The organism is Ruegeria sp. CDSB029 (genome assembly GCF_059611125.1).
The window spans coordinates 1-19,970 of the sequence record NZ_JBXWOX010000038.1 but is presented as its reverse complement, the minus strand read 5'-3'; the positions used below and the strand labels follow the sequence as shown (position 1 = coordinate 19,970).

The window sequence follows — 19,970 nt, the reverse complement described above, 5'->3', positions numbered from 1 at the left end:
AGATCAACGCCACGTTCCGCCATGATTTCTTCCAGATCCCGGTATGAAACACCGTAGCGCAGGTAGAAGAAAACCGCGTGCAAGATCACGTCTTTCGGAAAATGCGCACCCTTAAATGAGATCGTCACGGCCTGCTCCTGTCAAGTTCTAGTGCGCGCTACCAGAAATGCACTCGACCTGACAGGTAGGGACAAAGTTTGCGACAGAACCCGAAGATGAGCCGTTCAAGGTTCTGATGCTGCTCGATGAGTTTCAGCGCCTCGGCCACCTTGAGCGCGTCGTTGAAGCGTATGACACAATGCGATCGTTCGGCGGCAGGCTCGTGGTGATTTCGCAAACGCTGTCGCGCCTGCAGGACATTTATGGGCATGAAGGTGTGCGGGCGATGCTGGCAAACGCCGGGACGCAGATGTTTGCGGCCTCTGAGGATTCAGAGGTGCGCGAACACGTGTCCAGGTCCATCGGTGACAAAACAGTTATGAGCAAATCGAAGTCTCGGGCGCTTGGTAAAATGGAAATGGGAAGCATATCCGAGCGCGAAGAAGGCATTCGCCTGCTCCGGCCGGAACACGTTGGCCGATTGCCTGAAAACGAGGTTGTGCTGCTTCGCGAAGGCAAGATGCCGGTGATTGCAAACAAGATCCGATACTTTGAAGATCCTTATTTCATGCAGTTCTTGGGTGGCGAAACGCCAAAGGTCAATGGGACACACCTGGATCTTGCTGCAGAGCAAGCCAGGGACACGGCAAAGGCGCTGGCTGAAGCAAAACCGGCACATGCCCCGGTGAGAGAGGTTTCGGAAAAAGACCAGGAACTTCAGGCGGCTTTTGATGCGCAGCGCACGGTCGCAAAACGCAAAAGCCGGTCAGCGAAAGATATGGCGATGGAGAAAATGAGAGCAAAACGGCCTGAAAGTACCGCCTCCGCTTGACGGGGGTAACAGGACGCGGCCGAACCGGACCTTACTTCATTATGCAGAGAACGGCCTCTTTGAGCCCAAAGCTGACAAATGCTGCAAACAGCACGAATTGGCGGTAAGGGCGGAAAGCAGCCATTTGTTCCGATAGCGAAGGTCAAATCACAAATGTACAGAGCCGCCAATAGCTGCAACTGCGCCAAGCTTATAGAACCGGAAACTCAAAGTACCGGCAACGCCTGGCTTCGACAAGGATCAATAGGTTATCCGTTACTTGGAAGGCCTATCCAAATTTAAAATACTATGAGGCGAAGCTGCACTGGCGAACTTTGTGGGAGACACTCCAAAATATCGTGCAAATGCTCTGGAGAAATTTCCCGGTTCTTCATACCCCAAAGCCTCGGAAACACTGGCCACAGTGCTCCCTTTCATCCCTAGCAAATCCTGAGCGCGTTTCATGCGGGATTCGTTCAGGATTTGGCGAAATCCTGTGCCGTGCCTGGACAACTGCCTTTGCACACCTCTGGGGCCGATCCCCATTGATTGCGCAAGCCGCTCAAGAGAAACATCTTGCGCGGCCAGGTGCAATTCAACGACTGAACGGGCGGAGTTGGGGAAGTTGGTCGGTGGGGCCGACCGTTCCCTTAGAATGTCATTGCGTGTGGTCTTTTGGATAACATTCGGGTCTGGGTTTGGTGCATGCAGTACGGTCTTGTCGAACAACAGCCTTAATTTCGAGCCACCAAACAAAACCGGGCAGCCAAATGTGTCTTCCGCCGCTGTTTCGCGGTTCCCTGCTGGAAAATCGAATTCGATTTTCAGCGGCGCCCAATCCTTTCCCAAAAAGTGTTTAGGAATGCTCAGCATTGCGGCAACAGCGCTGAAAGCCATATTTGGATATGTTGGATGGGCTTTCAGACCAAATGCATAGGAATAGGACGCCAGATTGTTAAAGGTGACAAATTGTACCCGATCCGTGCACGAGTGCAGGCGCATCTCTTGCTGAGCGCGTTTCAGGGCCGTGCCCAAGTCCGGTGCTGACAGCACATAGTCCCCCCATGCACCATAGTCCGCGACCGTCAAAAAGGGCGAAAACAGTAGACCAAGGTTATCTTCGCCCAGTTCCCGGCTGACCCCTGCGACGAATTCGCATAACGCAAATTCAGGGATGAAACCCTCTCGTTCGCTGACAAACTTTTCGACCAAGCCAGCACCTGACATTATCCGGAGCGTTTTGCGTTGACCAAGTTCGCTTAATGCAAACGCCGGCATGGCCCCGAGAGCTTTGGCGGTTATCATCGCTGGTGAAAAAGCTGACATTATGTCTCCGACTAAATACAGGCAGTGTGTCGTGAAATGATATTTCTGACAATGATCTTTGTGCGATAGTCGGGTTCGCCGTTTGGACGACTGTTCGTTCAACAGCGCGATTAGGCATCAAGCACAGGACCTCAACCGGTTTCTTGAAAGGCCTTCCAGCACCTGATCGAATAAGGAGAACCAAGTGCCTGTTCCACAAACTCTTTTGACAAAATTGGCAACACCCTTCCAAAGCGCTTCTGCTCTGGCGCTTGTCGCGGCCGTCGCGCTTGGCGTTCCCGCTACTATGGCCCAGACCTTTAACGACACAGGCGATATTCTTGCCCGGTCTGCCGAAATCGAAGACGTCGAATATAAAATAATGGTGCAACGAGCAACGCAAACGGCGATCTGGGGAATGCCTGCTGTTGGTATGGTCGACTTCATCAAAGCGACAAAGCGCGATTTGGGCGGCGACATCAACGATGTTGTTTACTTGAAGCAACCCTTTGATTCCAAGCACGGGTTCCTGACACCAAACGATGTTACAGCCTATGCATGGGGGTCGATGACGTCTGAGCCGGGTCCGCTGATTGTCGAAGTCCCAGCAGCCACCGATAATGTCAGTTACTTTGGCACTATCGTGAACGCCTGGGATGTCCCGATCGAGGACGTCGGGCCGGCGGGGGCCGATAAGGGTGAAGGTGGAAAGTATCTGTTGTTGCCGCCGGGCTATGATGGGGACAAATCCAAGGCCGATCTCGAGGCAGAGGGATATCTTGTGTATGAAACGGACACGTATCAGTACGGGTTCTCGTTCCGACCCCGGCTGTACAATGGTGCGACGGATGCCGATGCAGCCGAGTATGCGCAGCAGATCAAGGTGTATTACTTGTCCGAGGCGGATAACCCACCCGCGACCACGTATCACGAGGCGTCACAGCTGCCCTATGATTCACTGCCCTACTACAACCATACGTTCTTTGAAGACATGAACGACTATCTGCAGGGCAACCCGATCCGCCCGCAGGACAAGGTCATGGTGTCCATGCTCAAGAGCCTTGGCATCGAAAAAGGCGAACCATACGAGCCCACCGAACGCCAATTGGCGGCAATGAACGAAGGGTTGGTTCTGGCATATGCGGCGATGCAGGATTTCTTTGTCGCGCCGGGTAAATCAACGGTACCGCTTTGGGTTGATGACAAAGGTGAAAGAAAATCCCAATGGCTGGTCTGGGATTTTGCGCCCGGTCAGGCAGAAGCTGGCTTTCCATATGAAACCGACGAAGAAGTGTTGCTCGATGATCGGGCCGGAGGGAGCTATTTCTGGATTACATATCTGCCGAAATATCTGGGTGGCGGGACATTCTATCTGACGGGATTGAATGACAGCGACGGTGACATTCTGGACTACACCAAAAATTACACATTGAACGTTCCCAAAGATACACCAGCAAAAGATTTCTGGTCGGTGATCGTCTATTCGATGGAAACCAAAGGGTTCATCCGGGACGTTGTGCGTGTAGGCCTGTCCGCGCGTGATGCCGAGGAAATGCAGGTCAATGACGACGGATCTTATGACATCTATTTCGGCCCTGAAGCTCCGGACGGCAAAGAAAGTAACTGGATCCCGACCACAGAAGAATACTTTCTCCTGTTCCGGCTTTACGGCCCGGAAGAAGGCTGGCTGCAAAGCGGTTGGGTCCTGCCAGATCTGGAAAAGGTCTCACAGTAAATCTGCCTCCAAGAAAAAAGTCGCGTTGCCCGCAAAGTGGGCAGCGCCGGATTGACTTCCCCTCTCAGGAGACAAGAAACAGGAAATCACGCTTTATGCTAAAAACTTGCACAGCTGTATTGGCCTTGAGTTTCGGTATCGTGGCCAGTGCCGGGTATGCGCAAACGGTACGCAAGCCCGGCACAGATATCCGGGCACAAGCAATCGGAGAACTGACAGACGCACGCGTTCGGGAAGTTCTGGTCGAAGACGGGCGTGTTTCCATGAGTGGAGGCTTTTTCGAAAATGACAGTGCCGAGTTGAGTGGCACTTCCGATCAGGTGCTTTTCAAACTTGCCAGCTCTATGGGTTTGCACCCCAATATGCGTCTGGCGATCGTTGGCCACACCGACAGCACTGGTGACTTTGACTATAACATCGGCCTTTCACAGCGTCGCGCCGAAGCAGTGCGAGCCGCGCTATTGGGCGCACCTTACAATGTTGCGCCCTAACGCCTTGTTGCCATGGGTGCCGGTTCGATCAGCCCGGTGGCCTCCAACGAAAGTGACGAAGGCCGTGCCCTGAACCGCAGGGTTGAATTCGTACTTTTGGACGAAACTGTAGAGGCTTTGCCAACGGAAGAAATTGTTAGCCCAGCACAATCCACAGCGGAATATGCGGCGATGGTTCCAGAGAATGTCCTGACTCCGGATCTTGTGCGTACAAAGTCCATGGGCGATCTGCGCTTCTTCGACGGGATGCCTTCACCTGAAACCGTCCAAAAGACCTTTGATAATCTTGATCTGATGCGTGCGACTTCTGCGTTCTTGGATGGAATGAAAATCGCATCACTCAGGGGGATGTTCCAAGGGTATGAAGATGTCGGTGCCGCGCCCAATGATATTGTTATCACTGAAACCTTGATGAATGCCCGGTCGATCTGGCTGACCCCGAACACAACTACGATCTACATCGGATCAAATGTTGATATTTCAGAAGGACCGGTTGTTATCGAAGTGCCCGCCGGATTGCTTGGCCTGCTTGATGATGCGGCATTTGAATATGTTGCGGATATCGGCGCGCTTGGCGCGGACAAGGGCAAGGGCGGCAAGTACCTCTTGATGCATCATGACGATGAAACGCCCGTACCTGAGGGGTATTTCGAACTCAGAACCAAGACCTATGAGCATTGGCTGCTGCTGCGCCGTTCGCCTGATGCTGATGCTGATGCTGATGGCAGCACAGCCGGACCGGTGGCTGAAATCAAGGCGGGTCTGAATGTCTATCCACTAGCGCAGGCCGCCAATCCGCCGGCCGAGAAATTCATCAACGTGTCGGATGTCCAGTACAAAACGGTTCACGCCAACAACGAAGATTTCTTTCATGAGATTAACGTTGCGCTGAACAACAACCCGATCGGTGCCTTTGATCCGGAGATTGTAGGCACGTTTGCTTCCATCGGATTGAAAAAAGGCGAGCCATTTGAACCCGATGCACGGATGCGGGAAATCATGGTCGAAGCCGCAGCTATCGCCAACGCCACAGCGCGTTCTATCACCTATGCCGCGCGTGACCCCGGCGTTTACTTCTATGAAGATCGCCAGTGGAATTCACCGTTCCAACGCCAAAGCTATCTTTTCTTGGAAGACGGTGCGCGCATCTTGGACGACCGGAGCTACTTCTTCTACATGGCGACGGGCATCACGCCTGCGATGACCTCACCCCCAGTCGGATCGGGTTCGGTTTATGCAATGACCGCGCGGGATGTGAACGGGGAGTATCTGGATGGGTCCAATACCTACAAAGTCACACTTCCCGGTCCGGTTCCTGCCAATAACTTCTGGTCGTTCATGCTGTATAGCGGTCAAACACGGTCGATCCTTGAAACCGATCAGAAATCCGGTGGAATAGACTCTAACCGCGAAGGGATCAAAGCCAATGAGGACGGCAGTTACACCGTCTATTTCGGCCCCGAAGCGCCGGAGGGTTGGGAAAACAACTGGGCGCAAACAGCTCCGGGCCGAAGCTTTAACGCAATGATGCGCCTTTACGGTCCATTGGAGCCTTGGTTCGACAAGAGCTGGAAACCTGGAGACTTCGAACCTGTAGAGTAAAGTCGCAAAAGAGATCTTTCGCTATCCCGCCTTCCAAGTGGGATAGTAATCCGCAAAACATATCCGTCAGTGCGTCGACTAGCGGCCAGCCTTTCGTTGCAGCTTTAAACGCCCGTTTCGCATTTGCTTGTCATAGTAAGCCTGTGTGCAACGAAAGTCCGCAGGTGGCCGAAGCGGTCGTAAACTTGAACCAGTTGAAGGTCTGGAAAGTCCCGCTCAACGGTCATTAGAGCCAAAATAGCCTGACTGAAGTAGTCAGATGACAGCTCTTAGCCCGTTGTGGAATTTCGTTAGGGTTTCGAACCCGGTGCAGGAACGTGGTGAAACCATTGCCTGGATATCGGCAGTTCTGCGGCCACCATTAGCGGCGTCACTGTGCGGGTAGATAGTTCTTGAACCAATAATCCATTTCGGCGAATTGACCACGCAACATGATGACCTGGCGGGTTGCGCGCACTCCGTTTACCCCGCTCCAGTTGAGCCGCCCCAACATGAGGGTCGACTCCTTGGAATGCGAAAGCACCGCCAGCCCATATGAAAAACTGACCGTTTCAGTCTCCCCTTTCGCGAACAGGGTCGTCGGACCGGGCGGAAGGCACGCGAGGTAATATGCTTCACCGGTGGTCACGGATTTGGACCCTTGGTGCTTCGGGTCCTCCGGGGCGACAAGCCCTTTTGCGGCCCGCAATCGGTCCGATTCAGCCATAAGCTCATAAATGAACTTTTTGACGTCCTGGGTTATGTACGGGCTGCTTTCGTAGCGGATCGCGATTGGCGCGTCCTGATAGCCGTCGGTCAGATAAAGTTGTCCTTTTGATCCCTGCACGATCCGGATGTCCATAGACTCAGAGGTCAGCGGTAGCCGGATAGCATCCTGACCCGCGCCCACGAAGAAGGACCAGGAATCGCGGTCAGCACTGTGAGCGTCCTCGATGGACATGTCGCCAAGCGCGAGCGTGTAGGCACCCACGAAGCTTGCCCCATCAACCTCGATCGGACAGACATCCTCTGCGGATGCAGCATGGGCCGACAAGATCGACGCCAATAGCACGGCAACGGCTTTGTTCCACCACATCAAACCGGCCCGATCGTGGCCTCAAAAGACCCTTCGAGTGTATGTGTGTTGGATGGATCGCGTGTCCTTCCGAAGTCCTTGGAGTGTTCCGCGATGAACCGCAGCCGGCCCTTCACTGACAGAAACTCTCCGGTCTTGCTGGCTTCGTCGATTTCCAGAAGGAACTCCTCGTCTTCGCGTGGAAAATACATTGACCTGTCATCGGCAACGATGCGGATATCCGGCACGGCGGCGGTGCCGTCCCTCCATTCAAAGCCGACAAAAAGCATTTTTACACCCGCTGTTCCCTTGGCGGAAAACACCATTGAAACGCTGCCGAAATTCTCATCGCCCCGGTGGTCGGACTGCGAGGCGATCAGTTCCAGAACGGCGTCCTCGTTGTCCACTTTCCCTGTCAGAGTTCCGAGTTCTTCAGCGCAGACTGGCGTCACAACGACCAGACCCAATACGAGCGAAAGCCACTTTAACATATCAATCCCCTTTGCTGTTCAGCACTCTCGTTGTCCGCGTTTCGAACTTACTCCCTACTGAATATTCTACCAGGGGCACCGCGTTGGCAACACCCTGACAAGGATTGCTTCCCGTCGCCACCTTGCAGGCTTTGACAGCATCTTGGTGAACCTTTCCAAGGGATAGGTTAGTGAACAGTGTGGACGACTGAGCCGCAGCCTGTTTTCAGGCGTCCGCTTTGTCCGCAAAGCAGATATTGAGCAGATTCCACGAAATGTCCGCTCCGAGCCCTTTCTGACGGATGCCGCGCGGGGCGCGAATGGCAGCAAAGCGTACGATTCTGAATCAGGGAAGCCTGACGACGAAGGACCATCAAATGCGCCTTCAATGCATTTTACCAAAACTTGTTGGCGTTGGGTTTCGACGGGGAAGATTCGACTTTTTACTGCGTGGGATACGCGCCAATCTTCTTGCGAGCACCCATTTTCAATCGGTCAGCAGGTCAGTTGCTTCTGACATAAGGTACTGCGCAAAGAAAAGACGCACGGCGATCAGAAACTGCCAAATTCCGGAGCGATTTCTGATCGTGCCAAGGGCATTGTCGCCTAACATCAAGCCGGTACAAGAGCCACCTTCAGGACAGCCTCTGCAGCTTTTCGCGTGCCCGAGTGCTTCTTCATCACATCCGACATTTCAGCTAGATGAGTTTTCATGGGCGCATTGTTCAACAGCTCCAGAATCAGGGACCGCAGGTCTTCTGGCTCCCAGTCTGCGCGATGGATTGCGCGCCCCACGCCCACGGCCTCGGCGCGTTGCGCATTGTCATGACCATCCCAGCAATAGGGCATCACCAGCGACGGAACACCGTGATACAGAGCCTCGCAAAAGCTGTTGTTGCCACCATGGTGGATGATCACGGCGCATTCGGCCACAACAGAAGGTTGGGGAAACCAGCTTCCCAGAATGACGTTATCAGGAACCTGACTATAAGCCTCCAGAAAGCCACCCACATTCACCAGGAACCGCGCCGGCAATGTGGCGAAGACCTCTATCATCCGCCCGATCAGCTGTGTGTCACTTGCCCCGAGAGAGCCGAAACTGAGATACACCAGCGGGCCGTTGTCCTTGGGGAAATGCGGTGACTTGAAATGGCCTTCATCCCTCACGCAGCCTTCGAGAAAGACAAACTGGCCTTCAGGCAAAACCTCGGCGCGCTGGTACCGCACGCAGGCAGGCGCCAGAAGCAGGTTGAGCCACGGTGACGTTTCAAGAAAAATCCCTGCGGGAAGGGGCGGTAGTTTCCGGGCCTTGCGAAATTCGTTGTACCTGCGATGTGGGGCGCGGGTGTTGTCCACATAGGCCTTTTCGAATTCGGTACGTGCCGGAACATCATCGGGCGCCAGACCAGAGAGATACGGTGGCACGTTGGCATCAGGTAGCTCGGTTTCCGCACAGGATACGATCCGCACCCAGGGGCAGCCAGCGTTTGCGACAGCGGGAAACATGATGACGTTATCGAGCAGAATTGCATCCGGTTTGATCCGGTTGAAGAGGTCTCTTAATCCGTCTTCGACAGCTTCGGCTGTGCTGACAATCGCCTCCCAGGTTGGAGCGACGTAGGTTGCCAGCTGATCGAGGGCGGACAGGTTGAAGTGCGGTAGATGCGTGTTGATAAAGCCCTGCCAGTAATCTTCATTTGACGCGTCGTTGCTGCGCCTTTGCTCAGGAAGGTGATACTCCTTGAAACCATATTCAGCGAACACGCCGGTGAAGCCCGGGTGGCAGATAAACACCGGGTTGGCACCCTGTCGTTCCAGTTCCTGAGCTATCCCGACGCAGTTCAGCGCGGCACCAAAGCTTGCCTCGGGGAACAGGGCAATGGTTGGCCCGGATGTCATGACTGCACCCCGCGTTTCATTGGAGGAATACCGCGGTTGGCGGCTTCGGGGCGGCGCACCCGGGACTTGCGTAGGTGCAGGACCATCTGGTCCGCCGCCAGGTCGAACTGATTGCGCTCAAGGCTTTCAAGAATTTCCAGATGCTCTTCCAGCGATTGCCGTAGCCGGAAATCCGGTATCGAGGCATCTTTCTGGGTGGTCCGGCGCAACCGGTGATGTGTCAGCAGGCTGCCGCGGATGAAACGGTTGCCGGAACATTCGGCGATGAAGCTGTGAAACTCTGTATCAATTGCCCGGAACCCGGAACAGGTGATGCTTCCGTTACGAAGCTTCAGGATGTCTTCCATCTGGCTGCGCAGCAGCCCGGCGCGCTTGAAATCCATTGTGAACCTAGGTGCCAGGATCGCCTGAGGTTCCATGGTCAGACGGAAGGCAACGCTGTCTTCGACGGAATTTGGGGAATCAAGGATTGGCTGAAAGGCCCAAGATCTGCCGGGCAATTGGGTAACAATGCCATCGCGAGATAGTATTTTTAATGCATTAAGTACAGTATTGCGTGAGACTTTGTAACGACGCACGAGGGCACTGGCGGACTGAACTTCGCCGATACGGCGCTCGGCGCGATCAGACAGAATGCGCCTAGCTAGGGAATCTTCGAGGTCTTCTAGCCTGCGTACTGCTTCGGCCTGTTCTTCTCGTGTCTGAATTGCCAGAAAATAACCCTCCTCCTCCTTCCATGACAGAACTCCGTTTTCTTCCAAAAGCTTAAATGCAGACCTGATTGGGGTTCTCGACACACCACAGGCGGCGGAAAAGCCCTGTTCGGGCAAGTGGTCGCCGGCCTTCATGCCGCGTTCGAACGCTATGTTCAACACTTTTTGGGCTAGCTCGAGGTGGTTTTGTCGTGTGTTGCGACGCGCATCGGTCATCAGCTCGGCCTTTCGGGGGCAAAAAATTCGGGAAACAAGCCACGCCCCGAAAAAGAACATTGAATACAGATTGACGTATCTTTTCACATAATAATACTGAATCCAAGGCGGTCAGCAAGAACCGCTTTGAAGAATCTAAGATCACGAAGCGTTGGCTTTGCGATCATCCAACATTGAACTGGAGGAATGGTATGTTCCACAAATCACCTACTGCCCGGGCCCTGATTGGGGTGGGTTTGACCTGCTTCGCAAGTGCCGCATGGGCTGAAGATCTCGTTGTGTCCAACTGGGATGGCTACATGGCACCTGATGCCGTTGAGGCGTTTAACACCGCGTCCGGCAACACCGCTGAACTGGTGCTACACGCAACCAACGAAGAAATCATGGGCAAGCTGATTGCCTCGAAGGGCAAAGGCTATGATGTGGTCTTTGTGTCTTCGCCGTTCGCCGAAGTGTTGCACAACCTCGGGCTGGCTGAGGAACTGGACCATGCAAAGCTGCCCAACGCGGCCAATCTTTATGCCGAGGCAACGACGCTTAACCACGATCCGGGCAATAAGTTCTCGATGCCTTATGCGTGGGGCACAACCGGGTTGTGCTATCGCTCAGATCTGGTGGCCGACGTGCCCGACAGTTGGATGGACCTGTTAGCACCAAGTGATGCAGTCTCCGGCAAAACCACCATGCTAGCCACGGATCGCTGGCTGTTAGGTGCAGGGCAACTGGCCAAAGGTTATTCGGTTAACGAAACGGATGCCGACAAAATGGCCGAGGTCCGCGACCTGTTGATTAGCGCCAAGGGCACGCTGCTGGCCTATGACGACACCACTTTCTATTCCAAACTGGTATCGGGTGAAGCGGAGCTGGTGCACGCATGGGATGGCTGGTGCAACTATGGCATCGCCGAAAACGCCGACATCAAATACGTTGTGCCTGAAGAAGGGTCTGATCTGTGGGTTGATACCATGGTGATCCTCAAAAACTCTGAACACAAAGACGCGGCTTATGCATTCGTGGATTACATCCTGGGTGCCGAAACGCATCGCTGGGCGGCAGAGAACATTTTGTACAAGGTTCCAAATCAGGCCGCGATGGAAGGGCTGGATGCCAGTCTGATTGAGACTTTCCCGAACATGGGCATGAGCCCGTCCGAGATGACGGCCTATGAACAACTTCGTGATGTGGGTGAAGCGCAGCGAGACTATTCGCGCATCGTTTCGGAAATCAAGGCGGCGAACTAACATCGCCAAATAGGTTGGGGCGTTTCGCCAAGGCTTGGTGCCCCTTTCCGCTATTGTTTAACCTCTCCCGTCGCGTTGCAGCGGCGCGTGGACAGAAATTGCCGCCATGAAAGACCGCAAACCCATCTACCTAATGTCGCCCGCGCTGGCCTGGTTGACCGCGTTCATGGTTATCCCGTGTCTGCTAATTTTGGCATTGGCGTTTTTCCGGCGCGGTATTTACGGCGGTATTGAATACACTTTTACGCTCGAAAACATCGCACTGGTGTTTGACCCGCTTTATGCCGGTATCTTTCTCAAATCGGCCTGGATTGCCGGGCTTTCGGCTTTGATCGCGGTGGTCGTTGGTTATGCGGCGGCCTACGCGATTGCCGCGATGCCGCGCCGGCGCCAGCCTGTGCTGCTGTTCTTCGCAGTGCTGCCGTTCTGGTCAAACTATCTGGTGCGCACTTATGCTTGGATCGTGCTGCTGAACCGCGAGGGACTGATAACCGGTATCGCGCGCGCCTTGGGGTATGACGGAGAACTGCCCAAACTTCTCTATACCGAAGGCGCCGTTGTGGCCGGGTTGGTCTATAACTACCTGCCCTTTGTGATTCTTGCCTGTTATGCGCCGCTGTCGCGCCTGAACCCAGAAATATCCGAGGCCTCACGCGATCTGGGCGGATCAGGCTGGACCACGTTTCGCCGGGTGATCCTGCCGTTGACAGTGCCGGGAATCGCCACCGGTTTCGTGTTTGTCTTCGTCCTGTCGATCGGCAACTTCGTAACCCCGGCATTGCTGGGGGGTGGGCAATTCCAGATGATCGGCAACCTTGTTTATGCCCAGTTCCTGACCGCCAATGACTGGCCGTTTGGATCTGCGCTATCGATGATATTGATCGCAATCATGATGGGGCTGCTGACATTGCAGACCTTTGCGACCGAACGTGCCTCTGGCGGCCGTGGCGGAGGCAGCTGAGATGGCCGGGAAAAGCAACCTTCGCCTGATGTACATGATCATTGCGGCCGTGTTTGCGTTTCTTTACGTGCCGATTTCGGTGTTGTTCGCCCTGTCCTTCAACGAAGGCGGGTTGCCCACGGCCTGGACCGGGTTCTCGGTCAAGTGGTATGGCGCACTTCTGGCCAACGATCAGATCCTTGGCGCGGCCCTGAACACCCTAATCGTAGCCGTAGTGTCAACGCTGATGGCAACGGTTCTGGGCACCCTGTTGGCAATCGGCGTGGAAATCCGTCGGCGCAAGGGGCGCTTTCTGGAAACCATCATCTTTGCCCCGATGATCATCCCGGACATTGTTCTGGCCATCGCGCTTCTGAGCTTCTTTTCCATGCTGAATGTCACAATGGGCCTGCACACGATCATTGCCAGCCACGTGGTGTTCAACCTGGCCTTTGTGTGTTCGGTGGTGCGCGCACGCCTGAAAACCTTCGACTGGTCGATTGTTGAGGCCTCCACCGACCTTGGCGCATCCACCCCGGTCACATTATGGCGGATCGTGCTACCGGTCATGATGCCCGCAGTCATTGCGGGGGCGCTTCTGGCTTTTACCCTATCGGTGGACGAATTCATCATCGCCTTTTTCACCGCCGGTGCGGGACGCGATTCCATCACCCTGCCCATGCAGATATTTGCCATGATCCGGTTTGGTGTCACGCCTGAGATCAATGCGCTGGCCACCCTCGTCATGACGCTGTCGGTGGTTGCACTGGCGCTGTCGCAACGTCTGAACCGCGGAGGTTTGCCGGGACAATGACCACCCCTCTTTTGTCACTTCGCAATGTCGAGAAATGCTTTGGCGCTGTTCAGGCGGTAGCCGGCCTGTCGCTGGATATCGCGGAAAATGAGTTCTTCGCGCTTCTGGGTGCCTCGGGTAGTGGCAAAACCACCCTGCTGCGCATCCTCGCCGGGTTCGAGATGCCAAGCGCGGGCACCGTGCATCTTGATGGTCACGACATTTCGCATGTGCAGCCGAACCATCGGCCCGTGAACCTGATGTTCCAGTCCTATGCACTGTTCCCACATATGAGTGTTGCACAGAACATCGCCTACGGGCTTGAAATGGAAAAACTGCCCCGCTCGGAGATCAAATCGCGGGTGGCCGATATGCTGGACATCATCCAGCTATCGCATCTTGCTGGCCGCAAACCCGATCAGTTGTCAGGTGGCCAGAAACAACGCGTCGCACTTGCCCGCGCGCTGGTCAAGAGACCCCGCCTGTTGCTACTGGATGAACCGCTTGGCGCTCTGGACAAGAAGCTGCGCGGCGAAATGCAGCTAGAGTTGAAGCGCATCCAGGATGAGTTTGGCATCACCTTCATTGTCGTGACCCACGATCAGGAAGAAGCGCTGGTCATGGCCGATCGCATTGCCATTCTGAAAGATGGTCAGCTACTGCAATGCGGCAACCCAAGGGAAATCTACGAGCATCCTGCCAATCGCTATGCTGCGGATTTTATCGGTGTCATGAATTTCCTGCCTGCAAAGGTATCGGGCGGCAAAGTTCTTGCCGCCAACGGCCAGATGTTCAAGGCTGAGCTTCCCGATGGCCTAAGCGACGGGGCGGATGTTGTCGCGGCAATCCGGCCAGAGCGGCTTCACTTGGGCGGCGAGGGCAATGACAACAGCCTTTCAGGCACCGTGCGGGCGATGGCCTATCATGGGCTTGATCTGCACCTGCATCTGGAAACACCCACATCCCCGCAACCGGTTTTGGTACGCCTGACCGCTGATGCGGCTGAAATACGCCCCCTGTCGATTGATGATGACGTCACCGTCGGCTGGTCGGCCAAGGATACCCGCATTTTTGCGGCTTGAAACAACAAAGGAGACTACAATGACACAGAAAACCTTTGCATTTTTCCCCGAAGCGGCTTTTGGCCCGGCGCTGAACTCGGTTGGTATTGCCCAGGCGGTGGAACGTATGGGCCACAAGGCCGTGTTTCTGTCCGACCCTGGTTTTATCGAGGTGTACGAAGGCTATGGGTTTGAAGCGCATCCGGTCAACCTGTCCGAGCCGATGCCACCTGAACAGATGGCCAAGTTTTGGGAAGACTTTATCAACGGTCATATCCCGAATTTCCGCAAGGCGCCGATCGACCAGATTGATAACTACGTCAAGGAATGCTGGGAGGCGATTGTCGACAGCGCCAAATGGGCGGAAAAGGATCTGCCGGGAATTCTTGCCAAGATCAAGCCGGATGTGATTTCAGTTGATAACGTCATCCTGTTCCCCGCGATCAAGCAGTATGGCGTGCCGTGGGTACGCATCATCTCATGCTCGGAAAACGAGATCGAGGATGACAGCATTCCACCGCATCTGTCGGGTATGGCCGAAGACGATATAGCAGGTCACGCCGCGTTCCGGGCCCGGTTCAACGAGGTGATCAAGCCGATCCATGGCGATTTTAACGCCTTTTTGGAAACGACGGGCGAAGACGCCTACCCGATTGGCCAATTCTTTGAAGCGTCGCCCTACATGAACCTGCTGCTCTACCCCGAGCAAGTGAAATACACCCGGTCCGCGCCGCTTAATCCCGCACAGTTCCAGTATCTTGAAGGCTGTGTGCGTCAGGACGAACCTTATGAGGTGCCGACTTTCAAAAAGAACAATGACGGGCCGTTGCTTTATATCTCGTTTGGGTCTCTGGGGGCGGGTGACACTGATCTGCTCAAGCGTCTGATCGATCTTGTCGCCAACTCGCGCTACCGTGCGTTGGTCAATGTCGGCGACTACAAGGAAGAGTATTCAGACATCCCCGACAACGTCATCATCGAGGGCTGGTATCCGCAGCCTTCGGTGATCCCGCAGGTTGATGCGGTTATTCACCATGGCGGCAACAACTCGTTTACCGAATGCCTCTATTTCGGCAAACCGGCGATTATCATGTCCTATGTCTGGGACGGGCACGACAACGCGATGCGGGTGCAGGAAACCGGGCATGGGTTCCGCTCGGATCGCTATGAATGGACCGACGAGGAATTAATCGCGAAGATCGAAGCCTGCCTGACGGATAAGGCGATGGCCGACCGGTTGCAGCAAACCTCGGCCCATATGCAATCGCAAAACGGACAGGAAAAAGCCGCCAGGATACTGGTTGATCTGGCAGGGTCATCCGCATGACCAACCTGTCTTCTACGGCCCCCCATATCCATCAGGCGACCAACTATGATGACCTGCTGGATTGGGGGCCACAGCCCGATATGGTCGAAGGTCAGTCACATTCCACCGGGCGGCTTTTGCACAAAGGACCGGACAATTCACCGGAAACCGGCGTCTGGTTGTGTTCGCCGGGGTGCTGGCGGTTGTCTGTGCCGCGCGACGAGTTCTGCCACTTCGTCGCCGGAAGAGCCACCTATGTGTCAGACAGCGGTGAAGTGATCGAGGTCAGTGCGGGCACCTGCGTGCTGTTCCCTGCTGGCTGGACCGGAGAGGCCACGATCCACGATACCACCCGCAACATCTACATGCTAGCCTGAAGGGGACACGCCGATGAAAACACCCGTGATGCACAAGCCGCTTGAAATCACTGACACGGTGGACTGGGGCGAGATTCCGACCATGATCGAGGGCACATCGCACACGTCCGGTAAACTGTTGCACAAGGGGCCGGACGGGCAAAGCGAGTGCGGCTTGTGGATCTGCACGCCGGGCAAATGGGACTGCCATGTCACGAAGGATGAATTTTGCCACTTTCTGGAAGGGCGATGTACCTATGTGCATGAAAGCGGCGATGTCATCGAGATCATGCCCGATACGGCTGCGTTTTTCCCGCAGGACTGGAAAGGGGTGTGCACGGTACACGAGACGGTCAAGAAGGTCTACATGATCCGCTGAAGGGAGCGCAGAATGCCTGGTGAAACGACAGCGCGATATTATCTATCGCCAACCTACGAACTCAGCCAAATGCCGGGTGTGCCAGTGATCGACCCGGCCACTCAGGATCAGGTTGGTATACGCGCCCAGGTATCCGGTGAGGAGCTGGAAGCCACTCTTGCCCGGGTCAATGCAGCACAAAAACTGTGGGCAAAAGTGGATGCCAAATCCCGAGCGCAGAAGTTGCACGCGCTGGCCAGCAGGATCGAGGCCACCGACATGACGCAATGCGCCATTCTGATGAGCCGGGAGATGGGCAAGCCTTACCCCGAGGCGATTGGTGAGGTCGCAAACTGTGCACCCGTCTTCAGGTATTTCGCAGAAATGGCACGGGATGAGGCCGGTAAGCTGGCCGGCACCACACAAGCCGGATCGCTGCAATATGCGCGGTATGAACCTTACGGCGTTTCGGCCCATATCATGCCGTTTAATTTCCCGATCCTGCTGATGTGCTGGACGGTTGCGGCCTCATTGGCGGCGGGCAATGGCTGTGTCATCAAACCGGCCGAAGCGGCCACACTTTCAACGCTGGAATTCATGCAGGTGTTTGACGATATGCCACCGGACCTTGTGGCCTGTCTGCCCGGCGGGGCGCAGGTTGGACAGGCACTGGTGGAAAGCGACAAGACCCACGCCATCGCCTTTACCGGCTCGGTGGCGGCGGGGCGGGCCGTGTCTGGTGCCGCAGGCGCGCGGATGAAACCGGCAGTGATCGAGGCTGGCGGTTCTGACCCGATGATCGTTACAGATCATGCGCCGCTAGACATTGCCGCCGCCGGCGCGGTTACCGGGGCATTCCACCTGTCCGGTCAGGTCTGCACCTCGACCGAGCGTCTGTTTGTGACGGATGCCGTCCATGATGCGTTTGTAAGAGCTTTCGTTGCGGAAACGAGCCGTCTGCGCATTGGCAACGGGCTTGAAAAATCCGAAATAGGCCCATTGGTCAGCAAGGCGGCACGCGACAAGGTAGAGCGTTTGGTGGCTGATGCCGTGAACAAGGGTGCAAAGGTCGAATGCGGCGGGCGGGTGCCACCGGGGCTGGACAACGGCTGGTACTATGAACCAACAATTCTGACCGGATGTCGCCCGGATATGGATCTGCTAAAGCAAGAGATTTTCGGGCCGGTTGTTGCCATTGTCCGCGTGCCTGATTTTAACGCGGCGCTGGAACAGGCCAATAACAGCCCCTTCGGGCTGGGCGCTTCGATTTTCACCACCGACCTCGCCGAAGCACATGAAGCGTCAGAGCGGTTGGAGGCGGGCATGGTCTGGATCAACAACCCGATGATCGACAATGATGCGTTGCCGTTCGGGGGGTGGAAAAGCTCGGGCCTTGGGCGCGAGTTGGGCCGGCAGGGGTTGGATGCATTCCGGCGCTCAAAAATGGTTGTTCTTGATCACAAACCGGTGCGCCATGAGTGGTGGTACCCTTATCCCGACGATTGGTTTCTGGAAACAGGCGGGCGCAAACATGTCTGATCCGTTCATGCAGTACTTTTAGAAAGCCTGTCAGGTGCAAAATTTTTGCGATCCCGATCAGTTAACCAAAACACCGTTCTGGACCAGTTCTTATGTGCCAGGGGCTGACAACCCATCCCTTGAGGATGATCTGACCTGTGATCTGGCGATCGTCGGCGGGGGATTCACCGGCCTGTGGAGCGCGCTGAAGGCCCGCGAACGCTGGCCGGACAAAAACATCGTTGTTCTGGAGGCCGACAGATGCGGGAATGCCGCCAGCGGGCGCAATGGTGGTTTCTGCGCCCCAAGCATTTCACATGGGGCGGCCAATGCCGTTGCCCGCTGGCCGAAGGAAGCCGAAACCCTTGTCCGGCTAGGCCACGAGAACCTTGATGGGTTTCAGCAAGATATCACAGATTTCGGCATAGACGCCGAGTTTGAGCGCGCGGGAAAGCTTAATGTCGCGGCCACCCCATGGCAGGTGCAGGGCCTGAAGGCCACGCAGGAGGTTTTTGCGCGGTTCGGGTATGACACGCAGATTTTGCAAGGCGCTGATCTGCACGACAAGCTGAACAGCCCCGTATATGATACTGGCCTGTTTGAGCCCAATTATGCTCTGATCAATCCCGGTAAACTGGTTGCAGGCTTGCGGGAAAATTGCATCGACAAGGGTGTCGAACTATATGAGCATTCACCGGTAACAGCGCTTCCCAAACAGGGTGCGTCTATCCGGCTGGCAACCGATAAGGCGCGCATTTCCGCGCGACAGATAATTCTGGCCACAAACGCCGCCGTGCCGTTGCTGAAACGCCTGCGCGCCGCGATTATCCCGGTGTTTGACTACGCGCTTGTGACTGAGCCGTTAAATGCCGATCAACTGGCCGCCATTGGCTGGGAGGGGCGGCACGGGGTCGCTGACAGCGGCAATCAGTTTCACTATTCCCGTAAAACCGCAGACAACCGTATCCTTTGGGGCGGGTACGACGCTATCTATCATTATGGCAGCGACCGCGATGTCGCCCTGCAGGATCGGCCAGAAACGTTCAACCGGCTTGCCGGTACTTTCCGGGCGGCTCTCCCGGCACTGGACGGCGTGCAGTTTTCGCATGCCTGGGGCGGGATCATCGACACCTCGGCCCGCACGACGTTCTTTGTCAACACCGCCCTTGATGGCCAGTTGGCCTATGCGATGGGGTTCACCGGGCAAGGGGTTACCGCCTCGCGGTTCGCGGCCCTTGCGATGCTGGACATGCTGGAGGGCAAACAAACCGAACGCACAACGCTGAGCATGATACGCCGCCGCCCGGTGCCCTTTCCCCCCGAGCCGCTGAGAAGCCTTGCAATCCGCCGCGCGCAACGAGATCTGGCCTGGGAAGATCAGACCGGAAATCGGTCGTTTTACCTAAGGTGTCTTGATCGGCTGGGAATTGGCTTTGATTCCTGAAGACGTCAGACCGCCATCGCACAGCCAAGTGGTCTTATGGATTGGCCTTCCCTTTCAACACTTTTCACCTCCCTGGCCGATTTTGTCGCTGTGCGTGGCTTGAATCAATCCTCTCCAGGTGAAAGGGAGAGCATGAGTGTTGGAAAGCAGGTAAATAGGACTTTACTACCTGAGCGTCTGACGACAGGTGGCAGAACTTTTTTGATATCCGACATTGGAGCAATCGCAGCGAACTCACACTCAGTCCGCAATACCGAAGTCACCACGCTTAGATTTGAAGCTCCGGTTTGGGAGCTAACCCGGACATTGCAGACTTACAAGAACTGCTCAAATGAAATTGCCTTTAACCAAACGACGAACATCCGGGGGTGTCGTCAGGCACATTGACCGTTCGCTGTATTCCAACAGAATCTCTTTGCGGAACCTGGAATTGCTTTAAGGTTGCGTAAACACCGTTGGTTCCGCACGTGGGACGAAGTTATCTGTCCGTCTTCAGAGTTTTTCGGAGAGCTGAGGCGTTTTCGTAACGGAGGCTCTGGTTCGATTTCTGTTTGAGTT

At 55.4% G+C, this 19,970-nt stretch carries 17 protein-coding genes and 2 pseudogenes; 13 read left to right on the top strand and 6 right to left on the bottom strand.

Translation table 11 applies throughout. The features are described from left to right. Positions 1–128, bottom strand: a pseudogene (locus AC2FI8_RS23690) (IS6 family transposase); the annotation flags it as partial. 86 nt (positions 129–214) lie between these two features. Between AC2FI8_RS23690 and AC2FI8_RS23685 the strand changes: the two are divergent. Beyond that, positions 215–931: pseudogene (locus tag AC2FI8_RS23685) on the top strand (type IV secretory system conjugative DNA transfer family protein); the annotation flags it as partial. Positions 932–1,186: 255 nt separating this feature from the next. Here the strand turns inward: AC2FI8_RS23685 and AC2FI8_RS23680 are convergent. Beyond that, positions 1,187–2,236, bottom strand: coding sequence for an AraC family transcriptional regulator (locus AC2FI8_RS23680; protein WP_496781161.1), 1,050 nt, complete (start codon positions 2,234–2,236; stop codon positions 1,187–1,189). Between the two features lie 184 nt (positions 2,237–2,420). On the opposite strand from AC2FI8_RS23680, the gene AC2FI8_RS23675 reads away from it, so the two are divergent. The 3 genes from AC2FI8_RS23675 to AC2FI8_RS23665 all read left to right on the top strand — a co-directional run bounded on the left by AC2FI8_RS23675 (position 2,421) and on the right by AC2FI8_RS23665 (position 6,043). After that, positions 2,421–3,950, top strand: coding sequence for a DUF1214 domain-containing protein (locus AC2FI8_RS23675; protein WP_215969725.1), 1,530 nt, complete (start codon positions 2,421–2,423; stop codon positions 3,948–3,950). A gap of 95 nt (positions 3,951–4,045) precedes the next feature. Beyond that, positions 4,046–4,441 (top strand): OmpA family protein, encoded by a 396-nt coding sequence (locus AC2FI8_RS23670; RefSeq protein WP_099275991.1) that lies wholly within the window; start codon positions 4,046–4,048, stop codon positions 4,439–4,441. Between the two features lie 12 nt (positions 4,442–4,453). After that, entirely contained in the window at positions 4,454–6,043 is a 1,590-nt protein-coding gene (locus AC2FI8_RS23665) for a DUF1254 domain-containing protein (protein WP_496781160.1), read from the top strand. Positions 6,044–6,413: 370 nt separating this feature from the next. Here AC2FI8_RS23665 and AC2FI8_RS23660 read toward each other — a convergent pair whose 3' ends face one another. The 4 genes from AC2FI8_RS23660 to AC2FI8_RS23645 all read right to left on the bottom strand — a co-directional run bounded on the left by AC2FI8_RS23660 (position 6,414) and on the right by AC2FI8_RS23645 (position 10,395). Then, positions 6,414–7,118 carry a hypothetical protein gene (locus AC2FI8_RS23660; protein ID WP_496781159.1) on the bottom strand — a complete coding sequence of 235 codons (705 nt, stop codon included), beginning with the start codon at positions 7,116–7,118 and terminating at the stop codon, positions 6,414–6,416. After that, entirely contained in the window at positions 7,118–7,588 is a 471-nt protein-coding gene (locus AC2FI8_RS23655; RefSeq protein WP_496781158.1) for a hypothetical protein, read from the bottom strand. Before AC2FI8_RS23655 ends, AC2FI8_RS23660 begins: the two co-directional genes overlap by 1 nt. 591 nt (positions 7,589–8,179) lie before the next feature. Further along, complete coding sequence (locus AC2FI8_RS23650) at positions 8,180–9,466, bottom strand: glycosyltransferase (protein WP_281973948.1); 1,287 nt, start codon at positions 9,464–9,466, stop codon at positions 8,180–8,182. Beyond that, positions 9,463–10,395 (bottom strand): FCD domain-containing protein, encoded by a 933-nt coding sequence (locus AC2FI8_RS23645; protein WP_281973947.1) that lies wholly within the window; start codon positions 10,393–10,395, stop codon positions 9,463–9,465. Before AC2FI8_RS23645 ends, AC2FI8_RS23650 begins: the two co-directional genes overlap by 4 nt. A 191-nt stretch (positions 10,396–10,586) precedes the next feature. Between AC2FI8_RS23645 and AC2FI8_RS23640 the strand changes: the two genes are divergently transcribed. From AC2FI8_RS23640 to AC2FI8_RS23600, 9 genes are all read left to right on the top strand, one after another. Further along, entirely contained in the window at positions 10,587–11,636 is a 1,050-nt protein-coding gene (locus AC2FI8_RS23640; RefSeq protein ID WP_281973946.1) for a polyamine ABC transporter substrate-binding protein, read from the top strand. Positions 11,637–11,742: 106 nt separating this feature from the next. After that, a complete protein-coding gene (locus AC2FI8_RS23635) occupies positions 11,743–12,597 on the top strand; it encodes an ABC transporter permease (RefSeq protein ID WP_281973945.1) in 855 nt (284 codons plus the stop codon). 1 nt (position 12,598) lies between these two features. Then, on the top strand, positions 12,599–13,390 hold the full coding sequence (locus tag AC2FI8_RS23630; RefSeq protein WP_281973944.1) for an ABC transporter permease: 792 nt from the start codon (positions 12,599–12,601) through the stop codon (positions 13,388–13,390). Next, entirely contained in the window at positions 13,387–14,451 is a 1,065-nt protein-coding gene (locus tag AC2FI8_RS23625; protein ID WP_281973943.1) for an ABC transporter ATP-binding protein, read from the top strand. Before AC2FI8_RS23630 ends, AC2FI8_RS23625 begins: the two co-directional genes overlap by 4 nt. A 19-nt stretch (positions 14,452–14,470) precedes the next feature. Continuing rightward, complete coding sequence (locus tag AC2FI8_RS23620) at positions 14,471–15,757, top strand: nucleotide disphospho-sugar-binding domain-containing protein (RefSeq protein WP_281973942.1); 1,287 nt, start codon at positions 14,471–14,473, stop codon at positions 15,755–15,757. Then, a complete protein-coding gene (locus tag AC2FI8_RS23615; RefSeq protein ID WP_281973941.1) occupies positions 15,754–16,113 on the top strand; it encodes a cupin domain-containing protein in 360 nt (119 codons plus the stop codon). The genes AC2FI8_RS23620 and AC2FI8_RS23615 overlap by 4 nt, the downstream gene beginning before the upstream one ends. A 13-nt stretch (positions 16,114–16,126) precedes the next feature. Further along, the gene (locus AC2FI8_RS23610) at positions 16,127–16,471 is read left to right on the top strand and encodes a cupin domain-containing protein (protein ID WP_281973940.1); all 345 of its coding nucleotides are present in this window, start codon (positions 16,127–16,129) and stop codon (positions 16,469–16,471) included. A 12-nt stretch (positions 16,472–16,483) separates the two neighbouring features. Beyond that, on the top strand, positions 16,484–17,989 hold the full coding sequence (locus AC2FI8_RS23605; protein ID WP_281973939.1) for an aldehyde dehydrogenase family protein: 1,506 nt from the start codon (positions 16,484–16,486) through the stop codon (positions 17,987–17,989). Positions 17,990–18,023: 34 nt separating this feature from the next. Then, entirely contained in the window at positions 18,024–19,412 is a 1,389-nt protein-coding gene (locus tag AC2FI8_RS23600) for an NAD(P)/FAD-dependent oxidoreductase (RefSeq protein ID WP_281973938.1), read from the top strand. Positions 19,413–19,970: the final 558 nt, after the last annotated feature.

Bases quoted from the DNA above. Each gene is read 5' to 3' on its own strand.
- AC2FI8_RS23680 (WP_496781161.1), bottom strand. From the start codon at position 2,236: ATGTCAGCTTTTTCACCAGCGATGATAACCGCCAAAGCTCTCGGGGCC.
- AC2FI8_RS23630 (WP_281973944.1), top strand. From the start codon at position 12,599: ATGGCCGGGAAAAGCAACCTTCGCCTGATGTACATGATCATTGCGGCC.
- AC2FI8_RS23670 (WP_099275991.1), top strand. From the start codon at position 4,046: ATGCTAAAAACTTGCACAGCTGTATTGGCCTTGAGTTTCGGTATCGTG.
- AC2FI8_RS23665 (WP_496781160.1), top strand. From the start codon at position 4,454: ATGGGTGCCGGTTCGATCAGCCCGGTGGCCTCCAACGAAAGTGACGAA.
- AC2FI8_RS23605 (WP_281973939.1), top strand. From the start codon at position 16,484: ATGCCTGGTGAAACGACAGCGCGATATTATCTATCGCCAACCTACGAA.
- AC2FI8_RS23635 (WP_281973945.1), top strand. From the start codon at position 11,743: ATGAAAGACCGCAAACCCATCTACCTAATGTCGCCCGCGCTGGCCTGG.
- AC2FI8_RS23625 (WP_281973943.1), top strand. From the start codon at position 13,387: ATGACCACCCCTCTTTTGTCACTTCGCAATGTCGAGAAATGCTTTGGC.
- AC2FI8_RS23655 (WP_496781158.1), bottom strand. From the start codon at position 7,588: ATGTTAAAGTGGCTTTCGCTCGTATTGGGTCTGGTCGTTGTGACGCCA.
- AC2FI8_RS23640 (WP_281973946.1), top strand. From the start codon at position 10,587: ATGTTCCACAAATCACCTACTGCCCGGGCCCTGATTGGGGTGGGTTTG.
- AC2FI8_RS23615 (WP_281973941.1), top strand. From the start codon at position 15,754: ATGACCAACCTGTCTTCTACGGCCCCCCATATCCATCAGGCGACCAAC.
- AC2FI8_RS23620 (WP_281973942.1), top strand. From the start codon at position 14,471: ATGACACAGAAAACCTTTGCATTTTTCCCCGAAGCGGCTTTTGGCCCG.
- AC2FI8_RS23610 (WP_281973940.1), top strand. From the start codon at position 16,127: ATGAAAACACCCGTGATGCACAAGCCGCTTGAAATCACTGACACGGTG.
- AC2FI8_RS23645 (WP_281973947.1), bottom strand. From the start codon at position 10,395: ATGACCGATGCGCGTCGCAACACACGACAAAACCACCTCGAGCTAGCC.
- AC2FI8_RS23660 (WP_496781159.1), bottom strand. From the start codon at position 7,118: ATGTGGTGGAACAAAGCCGTTGCCGTGCTATTGGCGTCGATCTTGTCG.
- AC2FI8_RS23650 (WP_281973948.1), bottom strand. From the start codon at position 9,466: ATGACATCCGGGCCAACCATTGCCCTGTTCCCCGAGGCAAGCTTTGGT.